The 13551-nt window shown below is 34.7% G+C and carries 17 protein-coding genes and 1 pseudogene; 13 read left to right on the plus strand and 5 right to left on the minus strand.

Annotation, left to right across the window (positions count from 1 at the left end; all coding sequences use genetic code 11):
* Window positions 1–3 precede the first annotated feature (3 nt).
* Genes NSS97_RS13155 through NSS97_RS13175 form a run of 5 tightly spaced genes read left to right on the plus strand, consistent with a single transcriptional unit; the run spans window position 4 to window position 5488 of the window.
* Window positions 4–219 (plus strand): acetyl-CoA carboxylase biotin carboxyl carrier protein subunit, encoded by a 216-nt coding sequence (locus NSS97_RS13155; protein ID WP_001985297.1) that lies wholly within the window; start codon window positions 4–6, stop codon window positions 217–219.
* A 31-nt stretch (window positions 220–250) separates the two neighbouring features.
* Window positions 251–1162 carry a hydroxymethylglutaryl-CoA lyase gene (gene mvaB / locus NSS97_RS13160; RefSeq protein WP_044440836.1) on the plus strand — a complete coding sequence of 304 codons (912 nt, stop codon included), beginning with the start codon at window positions 251–253 and terminating at the stop codon, window positions 1160–1162.
* Window positions 1163–1166: 4 nt separating this feature from the next.
* Entirely contained in the window at window positions 1167–1955 is a 789-nt protein-coding gene (locus tag NSS97_RS13165; RefSeq protein WP_107888193.1) for an enoyl-CoA hydratase, read from the plus strand.
* 2 nt (window positions 1956–1957) lie between these two features.
* Window positions 1958–3499 carry an acyl-CoA carboxylase subunit beta gene (locus NSS97_RS13170; protein WP_107888194.1) on the plus strand — a complete coding sequence of 514 codons (1542 nt, stop codon included), beginning with the start codon at window positions 1958–1960 and terminating at the stop codon, window positions 3497–3499.
* A 48-nt stretch (window positions 3500–3547) separates the two neighbouring features.
* Window positions 3548–5488, plus strand: coding sequence for an AMP-binding protein (locus NSS97_RS13175; protein ID WP_341112848.1), 1941 nt, complete (start codon window positions 3548–3550; stop codon window positions 5486–5488).
* Window positions 5489–5930: 442 nt separating this feature from the next.
* Here the strand turns inward: NSS97_RS13175 and NSS97_RS13180 are convergent, their stop codons facing one another.
* Complete coding sequence (locus NSS97_RS13180; protein ID WP_044440827.1) at window positions 5931–6128, minus strand: hypothetical protein; 198 nt, start codon at window positions 6126–6128, stop codon at window positions 5931–5933.
* Window positions 6129–6445: 317 nt separating this feature from the next.
* Between NSS97_RS13180 and NSS97_RS13185 the strand changes: the two genes are divergently transcribed.
* Complete coding sequence (locus tag NSS97_RS13185; RefSeq protein ID WP_002085442.1) at window positions 6446–6661, plus strand: hypothetical protein; 216 nt, start codon at window positions 6446–6448, stop codon at window positions 6659–6661.
* Window positions 6662–6706: 45 nt separating this feature from the next.
* A complete protein-coding gene (locus tag NSS97_RS13190) occupies window positions 6707–6964 on the plus strand; it encodes a hypothetical protein (RefSeq protein ID WP_341112853.1) in 258 nt (85 codons plus the stop codon).
* Between the two features lie 17 nt (window positions 6965–6981).
* On the opposite strand, the pseudogene NSS97_RS13195 reads toward NSS97_RS13190, so the two are convergent.
* A pseudogene (locus NSS97_RS13195) lies at window positions 6982–7038 on the minus strand (exosporium leader peptide-containing protein); the annotation flags it as partial.
* 198 nt (window positions 7039–7236) lie between these two features.
* Window positions 7237–7605, minus strand: coding sequence for an FtsB family cell division protein (locus NSS97_RS13200; RefSeq protein WP_002200443.1), 369 nt, complete (start codon window positions 7603–7605; stop codon window positions 7237–7239).
* Window positions 7606–8271: 666 nt separating this feature from the next.
* On the opposite strand from NSS97_RS13200, the gene NSS97_RS13205 reads away from it, so the two are divergent.
* Complete coding sequence (locus NSS97_RS13205; protein WP_002127497.1) at window positions 8272–8652, plus strand: hypothetical protein; 381 nt, start codon at window positions 8272–8274, stop codon at window positions 8650–8652.
* Window positions 8653–8759: 107 nt separating this feature from the next.
* Here the strand turns inward: NSS97_RS13205 and NSS97_RS13210 are convergent, their stop codons facing one another.
* Window positions 8760–9062 carry a hypothetical protein gene (locus NSS97_RS13210; RefSeq protein ID WP_181295540.1) on the minus strand — a complete coding sequence of 101 codons (303 nt, stop codon included), beginning with the start codon at window positions 9060–9062 and terminating at the stop codon, window positions 8760–8762.
* A gap of 461 nt (window positions 9063–9523) precedes the next feature.
* Between NSS97_RS13210 and NSS97_RS13215 the strand changes: the two genes are divergently transcribed.
* The 5 genes from NSS97_RS13215 to NSS97_RS13235 all read left to right on the plus strand — a co-directional run bounded on the left by NSS97_RS13215 (window position 9524) and on the right by NSS97_RS13235 (window position 12323).
* Complete coding sequence (locus NSS97_RS13215; RefSeq protein ID WP_107888196.1) at window positions 9524–9880, plus strand: hypothetical protein; 357 nt, start codon at window positions 9524–9526, stop codon at window positions 9878–9880.
* 124 nt (window positions 9881–10004) lie between these two features.
* A complete protein-coding gene (locus tag NSS97_RS13220) occupies window positions 10005–10523 on the plus strand; it encodes a GNAT family N-acetyltransferase (RefSeq protein ID WP_107888197.1) in 519 nt (172 codons plus the stop codon).
* Window positions 10524–10560: 37 nt separating this feature from the next.
* Window positions 10561–11130, plus strand: a complete 570-nt coding sequence (locus NSS97_RS13225; RefSeq protein ID WP_181295542.1) for a hypothetical protein — start codon at window positions 10561–10563, stop codon at window positions 11128–11130.
* A complete protein-coding gene (locus NSS97_RS13230; RefSeq protein ID WP_107888198.1) occupies window positions 11123–11887 on the plus strand; it encodes an alpha/beta fold hydrolase in 765 nt (254 codons plus the stop codon). Before NSS97_RS13225 ends, NSS97_RS13230 begins: the two co-directional genes overlap by 8 nt.
* Window positions 11865–12323, plus strand: coding sequence for a DinB family protein (locus NSS97_RS13235; RefSeq protein WP_107888199.1), 459 nt, complete (start codon window positions 11865–11867; stop codon window positions 12321–12323). The genes NSS97_RS13230 and NSS97_RS13235 overlap by 23 nt, the downstream gene beginning before the upstream one ends.
* Before the next feature lie 58 nt (window positions 12324–12381).
* On the opposite strand, the gene NSS97_RS13240 is transcribed toward NSS97_RS13235, so the two are convergent.
* Window positions 12382–13398 (minus strand): serine hydrolase, encoded by a 1017-nt coding sequence (locus NSS97_RS13240; RefSeq protein ID WP_107888200.1) that lies wholly within the window; start codon window positions 13396–13398, stop codon window positions 12382–12384.
* Window positions 13399–13551: the final 153 nt, after the last annotated feature.

Raw genomic sequence — 13551 nt, forward strand, 5'->3', positions numbered from 1 at the left:
AAAATGATGACGAAAGTATATGCATCGATGGCAGGAAATGTTTGGAAAATTGTTGTAGGAGTAGGAGATACAGTAGAGGAAGAGCAGGATGTCGTCATTTTGGAATCTATGAAAATGGAAATTCCAATCGTTTCAGAAGAAGCCGGAACTGTTATGAAAATTAACGTACAAGAAGGCGATTTTGTAAATGAAGGAGATGTATTACTAGAAATTGAATAGGGAGATATAGGGAGATATAGGGGGAAGCGAATTGAAACTACCTAATTTTGCTGTCATTAAAGAAGTCGGGCCACGTGATGGCTTACAGAATGAAAAAAAGATTGTTGGCACAAAAGATAAAGTAAAATGGATTCAACTACTTACAGAAGCGGGATTGTCGTACGTTGAAGTTTCCTCATTCGTTCACCCTAAATGGGTTCCTGCATTAGCAGATGCAAGTGATGTATTTTCTGAGCTAAAAAGGGATCCAGATGTTACATATGCAGCGCTTGTTCCAAATCAAAATGGTTTGGAACGAGCTTTTTTGCAAAATGTAGATGAGGTGAATGTTTTTTTATCAGCAAGTGAATCTCACAATAAAAGTAATATTAATAAATCTATTAAAGAAGCATTAGCTGTAATTGAAGATATAACAAAACAGGCAATGTTCGAAGGGAAAAAGGTAAGGGGCTATGTTTCTACTGTATTTGGATGTCCTTATGAAGGCGATATAAGTGCCACAGCAGTTGACGAAATATGTAATCAACTATTTTCATACGGCATTTATGAAGTTTCTCTCGGTGACACGATTGGTGTAGCGAATCCATTACAAGTAGAACAAGTATTAGAACATCTATTAAAGAAGTATGATGCTTCGCAGTTTGCAATGCATTTTCATAATACGTATGGAATGGCTCTGGCGAATGTAGTTAAGTCTTTAGAATATGGTATTACAACGTTTGATAGTTCTTGTGGTGGACTCGGAGGATGTCCTTATGCACCAGGAGCATCGGGTAATGTTGCTACTGATGACTTAGTGCATATGCTCCATAAGCTGGGAGTCCAAACTAATATTGATGAAGAAAAGTTATTGAGAGCTAGTCAGTTTATTCAAAGTAAGTTAAATATCCAATTACCGAGTCATGTGTATAGAGCGCTTCAACATAAAACGATAAGTAGGTGAGAAGATGCTACAATTACAAAACATTTCAGTTGACTATGTTACACCGCACGTTGTAAAGATTTCGTTAAATCGTGAAAGACAAGCAAACTCATTATCTTTGGCATTATTAGAAGAATTACAAACTATATTAACTCAAATAAATGAAGAATCAAATACGCGCGTTGTTATTTTAACAGGGGATGGCGAAAAAGCATTTTGCGCTGGTGCTGATCTAAAAGAGCGTGCCAACATGAGTGAAGAACAAGTTCGCCATGCTGTGGGTATGATTCGTTCTACTATGGAGATGGTGGAACAATTACCACAACCAGTTATTGCTGCTATTAATGGAATCGCACTTGGTGGAGGTACTGAATTAAGCTTAGCTTGTGATTTTAGAATTGCTTCTGACACTGCAATTCTAGGTCTTACTGAAACTTCTCTTGCAATTATACCTGGAGCAGGTGGTACTCAGCGTTTACCGAGATTAATTGGAGTCGGTAGAGCGAAAGAATTAATTTATACAGGAAGACGTATTTCGGCGCAAGAAGCGAAAGAATATGGTTTAGTAGAATTCGTAGTACCAGCTGATTTACTAGAAGAGAAAGCAATTGAAATTGCAGATCGAATTGCTAAAAATGGTCCAATTGCTGTTCGATTAGCAAAAGAAGCAATTTCAAATGGTATTCAAGTAGATTTACATACCGGATTACAAATGGAAAAACAGGCGTATGAGGGCGTAATCCATACGAAAGATAGATTAGAAGGATTACAGGCATTCAAGGAAAAACGCAAACCAATGTATAAGGGGGAGTAAATATGTTAGATCAAAAACAACAATCTAATTCATTTGAAGAACGAGTTGAAACAATTAAGCAAGGCGGGGCAACGAAATATCATGAACAAAACAAAGCAAAAGGAAAACTTTTTGTTCGAGATCGTTTAGCTCTTTTATTCGATAATGGTGAATATGTGGAAGATGCATTATTTGCAAATTGTGAACAAACCGGGTTACCAGCTGACGGCGTTGTAACTGCAACTGGTAAAATACATGGTCGTACTGCTTGCGTAATGGCAAATGATTCAACTGTTAAGGCTGGATCATGGGGAGCACGTACAGTTGAAAAGATTTTACGTATTCAAGAAACGGCTGAGAAATTACGTGTGCCGTTATTTTATTTAGTTGACTCCGCTGGGGCACGTATTACAGATCAAGTTGAAATGTTCCCTGGACGCCGCGGTGCGGGAAGAATTTTTTATAACCAAGTGAAATTATCTGGAAAAGTGCCACAAATTTGTTTATTATTTGGACCTTCAGCAGCTGGTGGTGCGTATATTCCAGCATTTTGTGACGTTGTTATGATGGTTGAAGGAAATGCTTCTATGTATTTAGGGTCTCCGCGTATGGCTGAAATGGTTATCGGTGAGAAGGTAACTTTGGAAGAAATGGGCGGAGCACGTATGCATTGCTCAGTATCAGGATGCGGAGATGTTTTATGTAAAACAGAAGAAGATGCAATTACGCAAGCGAGACAATATATTTCTTATTTTCCAAGTAACTATTTAGAAAAGACTCCTTTGATTACACCTCAAGAACCGAAACAGTTCGATAAAACGTTAGAAGAAATCATTCCAGAAAATCAAAATGCTCCTTTCAATATGAAAGATCTCATTAACAGAATTATTGATGAAGGTTCTTTCTTTGAAGTGAAAAAATTATTTGCTCAAGAACTAATTACAGGTTTAGCGCGTATTGATGGTAAGCCAATTGGCATTATTGCAAATCAGCCGCGTATGAAGGGCGGCGTATTATTCCACGATTCAGCTGATAAAGCAGCGAAGTTTATAAATTTATGCGATGCATACCATATTCCATTATTATTCCTTGCAGATGTACCTGGATTTATGATTGGTACAAAAGTAGAACGTGCCGGAATTATTCGTCACGGTGCAAAAATGATCTCTGCAATGAGTGAAGCAACTGTACCGAAAATTTCTATCGTCGTTCGAAAAGCATATGGAGCTGGCTTATATGCAATGGCAGGTCCAGCGTTTGAACCAGATTGCTGCTTAGCATTACCAACAGCTTCTATTGCGGTAATGGGTCCAGAAGCAGCGGTTAATGCTGTATATGCAAATAAGATTGCAGCTTTACCAGAAGAAGAGCGTGCAAGCTTTATTGCTGAAAAACGAGAAGAGTATAAGAAAGATATTGATATTTACCGTTTAGCATCTGAGATGGTGATTGATGGTATTGTTCATCCAAATAATTTACGTGAAGAGTTAAAAGGACGATTCGAAATGTATATGAGTAAATATCAAGTATTCACAGATCGTAAACATCCTGTATATCCAGTTTAAAAGCCCTATTTAGGGCTTTCTTGCTCAAAAAGTCAAGGAGGGGAAAACATGAAACAAGCAGTTTGGTTTCCAACAGAAGAATATAAAGAAAAAACGCGTTTATTTGGTTGGATGAAATCATTAGGCTATGAAGATTACGAAGCTTTTTATAATAAGTCAATTGAAGAAACAGCTTGGTTTTGGGGAGAAGCTGAGGGAGCAGTTGGCTATCAGTGGATGAAACCATATACAGAAGTGTTAGATTTAGAAAATGGTACACCGTTTGCACAGTGGTATACTGAGGGAACTTGTAACGTTGTAGAATCTGCTTTATCTCGCTGGCTTGCAGACGATAAAACGAAAACACAAGCAGCACTTATGTATGAAGGGGAAAACGGAACTTCGAAATCATTTACATATGAAGAGCTTGACAGCTGGGTAAGCCGTGTTGCCAACGGTTTGAAACATGCTGGTATTGAAAAAGGTGATCGTGTAACAATTTACATGCCAATGATTCCTGAAACAGTTGTTGCTATGTTAGCGGTAATGAAAATTGGAGCGATTATTTCACCAATATTCTCAGGTTTTGCTGCTGATGCAGTAATGACACGTGTACAAGCAGCTGGTTCAAAAATGGTTATTACCGCAGATGGCTTTTCACGCCGTGGGAAAATTGTTTCATTAAAAGATGAAGTAGATAAAGCTTGTGAACATTGTCCAACTGTTGAAAAGGTGGTAATTGTTCGTCATGCAGGAAATGATTTTACACCGCATAATTATGATTTTTCATGGAGTACGTTAGAAAAAGAAAAACCATTTATACATGCTGAAGAAATGAACAGTGATGATCCATTAATGCTTATATATACATCTGGAACGACTGGTAAGCCGAAGGGGACAGTACACACACATGCTGGTTTTCCGCTAAAATCTGCATTTGATGCAGGATTTGGAATGAATATAAAACAAGGCGACCGAGTGTTATGGGTAACTGATATGGGCTGGATGATGGGACCATTTTTACTATTCGGCTCTTTAATTAATGGCGCAACAATGGTTATGTATGAAGGTGTCCCAGACTTTCCAGAAGCAGACCGCTTATGGGAGACAGTCGATAAATATGAAATTACTCATCTCGGTATTTCACCAACGTTAATCCGTGCATTAATGGCAAAAGGTGATGAATATGTAAATAAACACTCGTTAAAGAGTTTAGAAGTATTCGCATCAACAGGAGAACCTTGGAATCCAGACCCATGGATGTGGTTATTTAATACAGTTGGTAAAGGTAAAGTACCAATTTGTAACTATTCAGGTGGAACTGAAATTTCAGGTGGGATTTTCGGGAATGTCCTAATTAAGCCGATCGCACCGATTAGTTTTAACGCATCTTTACCAGGAATGGCAGCGGTTGTACTTGATGATCAAGGTAAACCAATTCGAGATGAAGTCGGAGAATTATGTTTAGAAAAACCTTGGGTAGGTATGACGAAAAGTTTCTGGGAAGATGATGAACGTTATGTAAACACATATTGGTCACGCTTTGAAAATAAATGGGTCCATGGGGACTGGGTTATTTATGACGGTGAGCAATACATCATCACAGGACGTTCAGACGATACGCTAAATATTGCAGGGAAACGTATTGGGCCTGCTGAATATGAATCTATTCTTGTGAAACATAATGAGGTAATAGAAGCAGCGGCAGTTGGTGTACCGGATGATGTAAAAGGAGAAGTTTGTCATTGTTTTGTTGTATTACGAGATGGTGTAACATTCTCAGGAGAATTAAAGAAAGAATTAATGAGTTTAGTAAACTCTCATATTGGTAAAGCTTTATGTCCAAAAGACATCCACGTTGTAGAAGATTTACCAAAAACACGAAATTCTAAAGTAATGCGACGTGTTATTAAAGCAGCTTACTTAGGAAAAGAGTTAGGAGATTTATCGTCACTTGTAAATCCTGAAGTAGTTCCGTTTATTCAGGGGTTACAGTCTAGCAAACTATAAAATTACGAATGAGCTCTATTTACATAGAGCTCATTTTTAATGTTTACAAAAAGATAAGAGAGAAAAAGTAAATTTGAAGTTAAAAAATATACTATTAGTGTTAAGTATATCTGTTTGTTTTTAGTTTTTATCAAAATAGGATACTATGGCTGTCTATTCAATGGAGTGATTGAATTTTGTTAAGAATGAAAATTTAGTGAAGAAAAAAGTAATGAATAAAAGGAGAAATCCCTGGGGGACAGGGATTCAATAAGGGAGATATCATTGTCGTTCAATGTCGAAATTTGGCGTATCCGACAAATTAATATTATCACGAATTTTCAGGAGATTGTGATAGTGGATGTGTCAAAAATGTGTACGGGTTTCATATAAAAGTGTTATTTAAATAGGAAAAGGGAAAAGAATTAAGTTCACTGGTTCTTAAGATTTTTCCCTTTTAAATTTACTGTTTGTTCGTTGTTCTATATACATCTGAAATTGGTAAATCTTCGCCATGTAAAGCTTGAGTACTGTCCTTTTTGTTTGAATCATGTGCCTCCTGAGATGTTTCTTGCATTTGCTCTTGGGCCTTACTAGGAGTATTCAGCGCATCTGATGACACATGATCAAGTTGTTGACTTAATAAATCTTTTTTATCCATGTTATGTAGCTCCTTTTTGAACTTAGATATAAAAACGAAGTGCTTTTAAATAGTTACGTGGGTATTATGTATCTTTGAATGGAATTATATACATAAACTATATTGAGAATTTAACTAATTATAAAAATTACTTGTGATGACAAGCTTAAGAAATATAAAGATCATTAGTTCTTAATAAAAGCGTTATTTTAGTAGGGTGTTACGAAATTTTATTTGAAAGGAACATCCCAATGATAAAAAAGAGCACTGTAAATCAGTGCTCATCTTATTAGATATTGCTTAGTCCTTAAAAATAAAACCATTATGGACAATTCACAATGGTAATAGTGACGCTAGCCATTGTTCCAGGAGAATCAAGAAGTGAAGCAGTAACGGTTACTGTTCCAGGCCCATTAGCGGCTAGAAATACAGCGGTAAAGTTACCTGAAGCATTGGTAATGACCGCAAGAGGAACCATGAAAGCAAGAGAAGGGTTACTGAATGAAAAACTGACCACTACTCCTGGAGTAGGACTACCGTTTACTAATACTTGACCCGAAAAAAATAAAGTATTATTTCCTTGAGTGGATACACATGCTGTGGTTTCGTTAGAAGTCAAGGTAATAGAGGCAGGCCCAGCAGGAAGATTAAATCCAGTTGGTCCAGTTGGTCCGGTAGAACCGGTCGATCCGGTTGGTCCGGTAGAACCAGTTGATCCGGTTGATCCGGTTGATCCGGTTGGTCCAGTTGGTCCGGTAGAACCAGTTGATCCGGTTGAGCCAGTTGGTCCGGTAGAACCAGTTGATCCGGTTGAGCCAGTAGCTCCTGTAGAACCGGTGGGACCAGTAGGGAATTGAAAGGGTTGAACAGGTGGAAGGGTAGGTCCAATAGAACCCGGATTAAGTGCAGCAAAATATAAAAACTCGTCCATTATTTATCACCTCTAAAAATCGTATTACTAATAGTAAATGTAATGATAGAGCAATGTGAAATGGACAAGCGGTTGTATTTTAATAAATTAAACAAAATAGTTATTTGATAGAAAAAGAAATTAGTATGTTTATTTTAGAAATTAAATATAAAAAGGCGATTATCGTCAAATCGCCTTTTTGGGTAATGCAGTGTAATTTTATTCAGTTATTTGAAATATAGTTTCATTCGGTTTGGAAAATCCATACAGTTTCCTTGCGAATTTTAAAATTTCTTCTTCACTACCTGTTAAAGCCTTAACATCATTTTTAAGGGAATGACCATCCTTCTTTAAAGAAGATAATTTTTGTTGCTCTGTATTAAGCGTGATTTGTTTTTCTTTAATCATTTCTTGTTGGTTATTAAGAGAATATTGAAGGACAAAAATTACAGATAATATAAAAGCCAAAGTAGTTATAATACGGCGTCTTGTTTTTTTATTATTACCTTGTTGGGTGTTAGGGTTCACTTGCTGTGAGGGTATCTTAGGATTTGATTGTTGTGATGATATTTTTGGGATGTTTCCCATTAAAATGCCTCCATTACTGATTGTAGAATTTAAACTGTTTAAAAGTATTATAAATGTTCAATAGGAATTTTAGAAGATAGTTTAATATAGGTGAGTTTTGTAAAGTTTAAACAAAATCCTTATTTAAATAAAAGGAACCCCGATTGTCTGCAGGGCTCCTAAGGGTAATCGTCAAGTAATGACGTACTCGACTAGTTAACGATATCATGAATTTTTTGGTAAATATACTGGTAAATGCGTCCAAATTAATGAGAGCATTATTTGAAACAAAAACGCTATTTTAATAGGGAGGGGAATAATGATGATTCCATGGGACAAGCGAGTATACATTGTATTAAGGTGATCATTTTATTACAGAGGGGACAATTTTAGAGGTTAGTGAAAAGGCGAATAAATCATTATATTGGCTTTGGTGCATGTTAGCTCCAAGCTATGAAAAAGTGTGCGGTAATAGTACAAAGCGACTTCGGTTGATTCGGATAGATGATGATGAAGAATGATATAAAAATTTCATTTTGTAGAGAAATGAGGTGATTAAGGATGGGCATAGAATATGCCATGTTTGTATTAAAAAAGAGCAGAATTTAGCCTATATATAAAGATGTTGGAATTGTTCTAAAGGGGGGAATATCTGAAATATAAATAATTGAGGGGAGTGAACTAATAATGGAAACTAGTACTTTTTTAGGATTGTTTTGGGGATGGATAACGGTTATCGTATCGGGAATACTTTTCGTACGTCCATCGGTACTACGTGAATTGAAAAAATTAGTGGTTGAAGACAGAGGATTTGGTATTATGTATGGTTTTCTATCGATTTTCCTAGGGTTAGGTAGTGTAATCCTACATAATGTATGGGTATTCAATTGGCAGGGGTTCCTAACGGTTATTGCATGGCTTGCATTATTAAAGGGAATCTACATAATTGCATATCCTGAACCCTCCAAGAAAACAGACTTTGAATTAAGGGTACTATCTACACGTATAGCGCTCGCTATCATTGGCGCCTTGGCTTTATGGATGCTTATAGTAATCTATATAAAATAATCCTTTTCTAATAAGAACTATATTAAAATAAATCTCTACGTGTTCATTGACAAAAAGCTGACTATACTTAGTCAGCTTTTTGTATATTACATTCTAGTATTTATCGGTCACAAAAGACATGTTCTCTCTTTTAAGTCGATATTGAAAAAATTACCAATTTTTTCTTTTACAATGACAACAAATAAAGAAACATTTACAACGACACTTATTTCGTTTAGAACTCCAATCATCATCACAATGATTCTTTTCTTTAGATTTCCACCAATCATCATTACAATGCTTTTCCTTAGAACTCCAATCATCATCACAATGATTCTTTTCTTTAGATTTCCACCAGTCATCACAACAATGCTTTTTCTTAGAACTCCAGCAATCATTTTTCCAGGACATTCTTTTATACCTCCCTTCAATAGGATTCATACTATTCTATGTTTTAGTAAAAGAATGGCTTGTTTATTAACCTATTATTTTACCTTTATATGATAGAGTGCTTTCTACTAGATATAGAATTCATACAAACTATGCTAATTTTCAGGAGATAGTTGAGAGAACTACTGGTTATGATATTAATCAACAAACACTTGTTGAAGGAAACGTTAAGATTTTAAATAATATCTTATTTTGGAGTACGCTTTTTTGAATGTATATTTCACAATGGTAAAGGAAAAATACACCATATCACTGCGAACAAAGCCTATGTATATGTGAAGTAATAGGAAAAGGTGGTCCCTATTCAAGGAGCCGGCTTATTAAAAGTATAAATAAGAAGGTTTAGTACAAGTGTTTGTTTTTTTATTTCTATGCTTTTGTCTCGTACACTTTTAAGCTATTGGACATACTTTACTAGTAGAAAGGATTAGGGGGTGAGGTTTTGGGTTCTCGATTTAATAATTGTAGAAAGAAATGTACGTGTAAGCATGATGATTGTTGGGACATTTTTGAAGAGTGTAAAAAGGAAAAGAATGAAAAATGTGACAGCTCTTGTGTACAAGGAATTAGAGATGAGCTTAAAAAATTAATTAATAAAACAGTGCGAATTAACACTGAAGAACGTACTTATATAGGTACTGTTTCTTCGGTAACTTGCGATGTTGTTAAGCTAGCTGCTATTCCTGGTTCAGTTGCAGCAATTATATCTCTTTGTAAAATTGAAGCAATTTTACCACCTGCTACAACTGTTACTGATGAGTTTGATTTTAACGGTGTTGACGTAGCAAATAAAGATTAATTATGCTTTATTGATGCTAAGCCATTCTTACGAATGGCTTTTTATTTTGTTTAAAAGGGAATATATTTTTCATATAGAAATAAATTTGAAGGTGTATAAAAGGTTGTGTGAAAGGAGAATGAGAGTGATCAAGCTGAAACAATTTACAAGAACTGATTTCAAACAATTAATTAATTGGGTCGATTCCGAAGGGTTTTTAATACAATGGTCAGGAAATGCATTTACATATCCTTTAAATGAACAGCAATTAGAGAAATATATAGAAAGTGCAAATACACTCGCTTTCAAAGTAATAGATGAAGAGACTGAAGCAGTTATTGGTCATATTTCGCTTGGACAAATAGATAATATAAATAAATCTGCAAGAATTGGAAAAGTGCTAGTTGGTGATACGGAAATGAGAGGACATTCAATAGGGAAATATATGATGAAAGCAGTACTTCAGGTTGCTTTTGAAGAATTGAAACTGCATAGAGTTACTCTTGGTGTTTATGATTTTAATACGTCAGCCATTTCATGTTACGAAAAAATAGGATTTGTAAAAGAAGGATTATTAAGAGAGTCAAGAAAAGTAGGAGCTAAGTATTGGAACTTATGGGAAATGAGCATGTTAGAATATGAATGGAACAATAAACAACAATAGTATTTTATAATTATATTATGTTAACAAAAGGGATTTGGTGGGAATCGTGAATAAAAAAACTAAAATAATTTCAATTGCAGCTGTTTCAGGGGGCGGTAAAACTACCATTACAGAAAGTTTAGCTCATGAGTTGAAAAACTCAAAGGCTCTATATTTTGATAGATATAAATTTGATAACAGTCCGGTTGATATTTGTAAATGGATTGATGATGGAGCTAATTATGATGAATGGGTACTTACACCATTAATTAATGATATTCAGCATTTTATACAAGCTAGTAATTTAGACTATATTATTGTAGATTATCCCTTTGCATACTTAAATAGTGAAATGCGAGAATGCATGGATGTAACTATATTTATCGACACTCCTTTAGATATCGCGATGGCTAGAAGAATTTTGCGAGATTTTAAAGAAGGTACAATGGATGAAATACATAATGATTTGAAGCATTACATGACACATGCGAGAAAAGCTTATTTAGAGGCAATTCATACTGTTAAGCCGAATTCAGATATCGTATGGGATGGATCTTTATCTGTAAGTGAAATAATTAATCATGTTGTAGAGGAACTTAATCGAAGAGAAGTGATTGTCAATGGTTAAATGTATTGAGGAATATGTACCAGTTGATAACTTTAAAATATATACGAAAATATTCCAAGGAAAGAAGAAGCGACCAGTTATAATATTGGAAGCAGGTTATGGTGATTATTCAAAGGCATGGGATCATATTGCTGAAGGGCTGACGGAATATGGAACGGTACTCACATATGATCGAGCTGGATTAGGAAAAAGTGAGAATAGCTCTAAGCTACGCATTAGTTCTGAAATGGTAAAAGATTTAAGAGATTGTTTAAAGCAACTTCATTTAAGCCCACCATATATATTTGTAGGTCATTCATTTGGTGGTATTAATGCACGTTTATTTACGACTTTTTATCCTGATGGTATGTTGGGAATCGTTTTGGTTGATTCAACACCAGAAAATTATAAAGAAGATTTTTTACCAATAATGCCTCCAGAATTTCAAGAAGCTTACTATAAGCAATTTGTATATGAAAGTTCATATGAAGAGTTTATGTTTAGTCTAGGTGAAGCAGATCGACATTGTAAATCAATGAGTGATATTCCACTTGTCGCGTTAACTGCTGGAAAAAAAGATTTTTATTCAGCAGATGCACAACTGAAATGGTTACAATTGCAAGAAGAATTATTACAATTATCAACCAATAATAAATTTATTATTGCAAAAAATAGCGGTCACTATATTCAAAAAGATGAGCCACATTATGTAATAGATGCTGTGAAGTGGATAATAGATATGGAGAGTGATAAATGTGCTGGTTTTATTTCGGTATAATTGGCAAGTAAGACAGGATTGGTTTAAGTTGTGTGAGCAACTCACTGAGGAAGAATTGCTTCGCAAACGGGTTGGCGGTGTAGGGAGTATTTTAAAAACACTATTTCATATTGTAGATGTAGAGTATAGCTGGATTAATGCTCTTCAAGGAAAAAAAGATCGAGAACCGCAGTTTAAAGATTATCAATTAATCCAAAAAGTGAAAGCGCTATCTGATTCATATCGACGAGAATTAGAAGAGTTTTTGCAAATATGGTCTGGTGACCTAGAATATAAGATATTAAAAGCTTCGTGGACAGACAAAATATATACATACGGAGAAGTGTTACGACATGTAATTGTGCATGAAATTCAGCACATTGGCCAGCTATCTATACGGGCAAGAGAATTAAATCTTCAGCCCGTTTCAGCGAATTTAATTGGAAGAGGATTGTAGATTTAGAAACCGACTTGCAGTGTAAACGCAAGTCGGTTTTTATATATAAGAAGATTTCTTAATTAAAATCCTCGGCTTTTTTTTGACGTATATATAAAAACATTAAGATTGTAATGATGAAAAAGATCATAATCGTTTGTATGATTAAATTTTTAAACTGAAACAATATTGTCCAAGATGTAACAGCATCTTTAAAAGCTTGGAGTGCAGAGTACGAGGAAGGATCAAAACCGTACTGAAGTAACTTTTTTGTTTCAATAAAAGTACTGTTTTCATCACCGGCGTCTAATATTACTGAAATAAGTCTAGTATCTCCTCGTGTGGCTGTACTGACAAAACTATAATTACCATTAGTTGAAAAACTAGTTTGTAAGCCGTCAACACCTTGGAGTTTAATGTTTTTATTAAGGGAATATATCATTTTATTTGTATTGAAAACTTTTGAATCTTTGAAGGTAAATTGGTAAGAGGTTAGTTTCGTAACATTCAATACATCTGGAAAGTTTTTTACTAATTGTGTTGCTAGTTTAGCGACGTCTATCGATGTTGTAGTTGATTGTTTATTCGTATCGTTATTAATTCCAGTAGCATTTAGAAACGGGGATGGTTGTGATAACTTTAGTTGTTTTGCTTTGTCATTCATTAAAAGTGTAAAGTTATCTTCGTTTCCAGCAATGTGTTCTGCAAGGGCAAGTGCGGAACGATTATTCCCTGTCAAAAACAATGCATGAAGTAAATCACGAACCGTCGTTTTATCTTTCGAAGTTACTTGTATGGGACTCGTTTCTGCTCGGAAAACTTCGTTACTTATTTTTACTAATTCATCTAACTGTATTTTTCCTTCATTCAGTTGTTCCAGTGCGATATACTCTGTCATTAATTTAGATAAAGTAGCTGATTGTATAGGAGTTTCTTCATTTTTTTTATAAACAATCTCACCAGAATTAGTATCTATTAAAATAGCTGATTTAGCTTGAATAATTGGACCATTTACATAAAGATAAAAATATAAAACGATAAGTGCAGTAATAAGAAAAGATAATAATAAAACTGTTATTTTTTTCAAGAATTGCATTAGCGATCCTCCTACTATTACATCAATAATATTATTGTAAAAAGGAATGCTTAATTAGGAAGAAAGAAAAGGTAAAGAATTTCTAAAGAATTATAAAGGATTATTAAATTTTGGATATTGATGGAATATAAAAGGTTCAATTTCTTATATGAT

The sequence above is a fragment of the Bacillus sp. FSL R12-0074 genome (assembly GCF_038005725.1).
In the GTDB taxonomy this organism is placed as follows: Bacteria; Bacillota; Bacilli; order Bacillales; family Bacillaceae_G; genus Bacillus_A; species Bacillus_A mycoides.

Excerpts from the sequence above, each read along its gene's own strand:
- NSS97_RS13155 (WP_001985297.1), top strand. The coding sequence starts at position 4 with ATGATGACGAAAGTATATGCATCGATGGCAGGAAATGTTTGGAAAATT.
- NSS97_RS13165 (WP_107888193.1), top strand. The coding sequence starts at position 1,167 with ATGCTACAATTACAAAACATTTCAGTTGACTATGTTACACCGCACGTT.
- NSS97_RS13170 (WP_107888194.1), top strand. The coding sequence starts at position 1,958 with ATGTTAGATCAAAAACAACAATCTAATTCATTTGAAGAACGAGTTGAA.
- NSS97_RS13175 (WP_341112848.1), top strand. The coding sequence starts at position 3,548 with ATGAAACAAGCAGTTTGGTTTCCAACAGAAGAATATAAAGAAAAAACG.
- NSS97_RS13180 (WP_044440827.1), bottom strand. The coding sequence starts at position 6,128 with ATGGATAAAAAAGATTTATTAAGTCAACAACTTGATCATGTGTCATCA.
- NSS97_RS13185 (WP_002085442.1), top strand. The coding sequence starts at position 6,446 with ATGGTAATAGTGACGCTAGCCATTGTTCCAGGAGAATCAAGAAGTGAA.
- NSS97_RS13200 (WP_002200443.1), bottom strand. The coding sequence starts at position 7,605 with ATGGGAAACATCCCAAAAATATCATCACAACAATCAAATCCTAAGATA.
- NSS97_RS13205 (WP_002127497.1), top strand. The coding sequence starts at position 8,272 with ATGGAAACTAGTACTTTTTTAGGATTGTTTTGGGGATGGATAACGGTT.
- NSS97_RS13230 (WP_107888198.1), top strand. The coding sequence starts at position 11,123 with ATGGTTAAATGTATTGAGGAATATGTACCAGTTGATAACTTTAAAATA.
- NSS97_RS13240 (WP_107888200.1), bottom strand. The coding sequence starts at position 13,398 with ATGCAATTCTTGAAAAAAATAACAGTTTTATTATTATCTTTTCTTATT.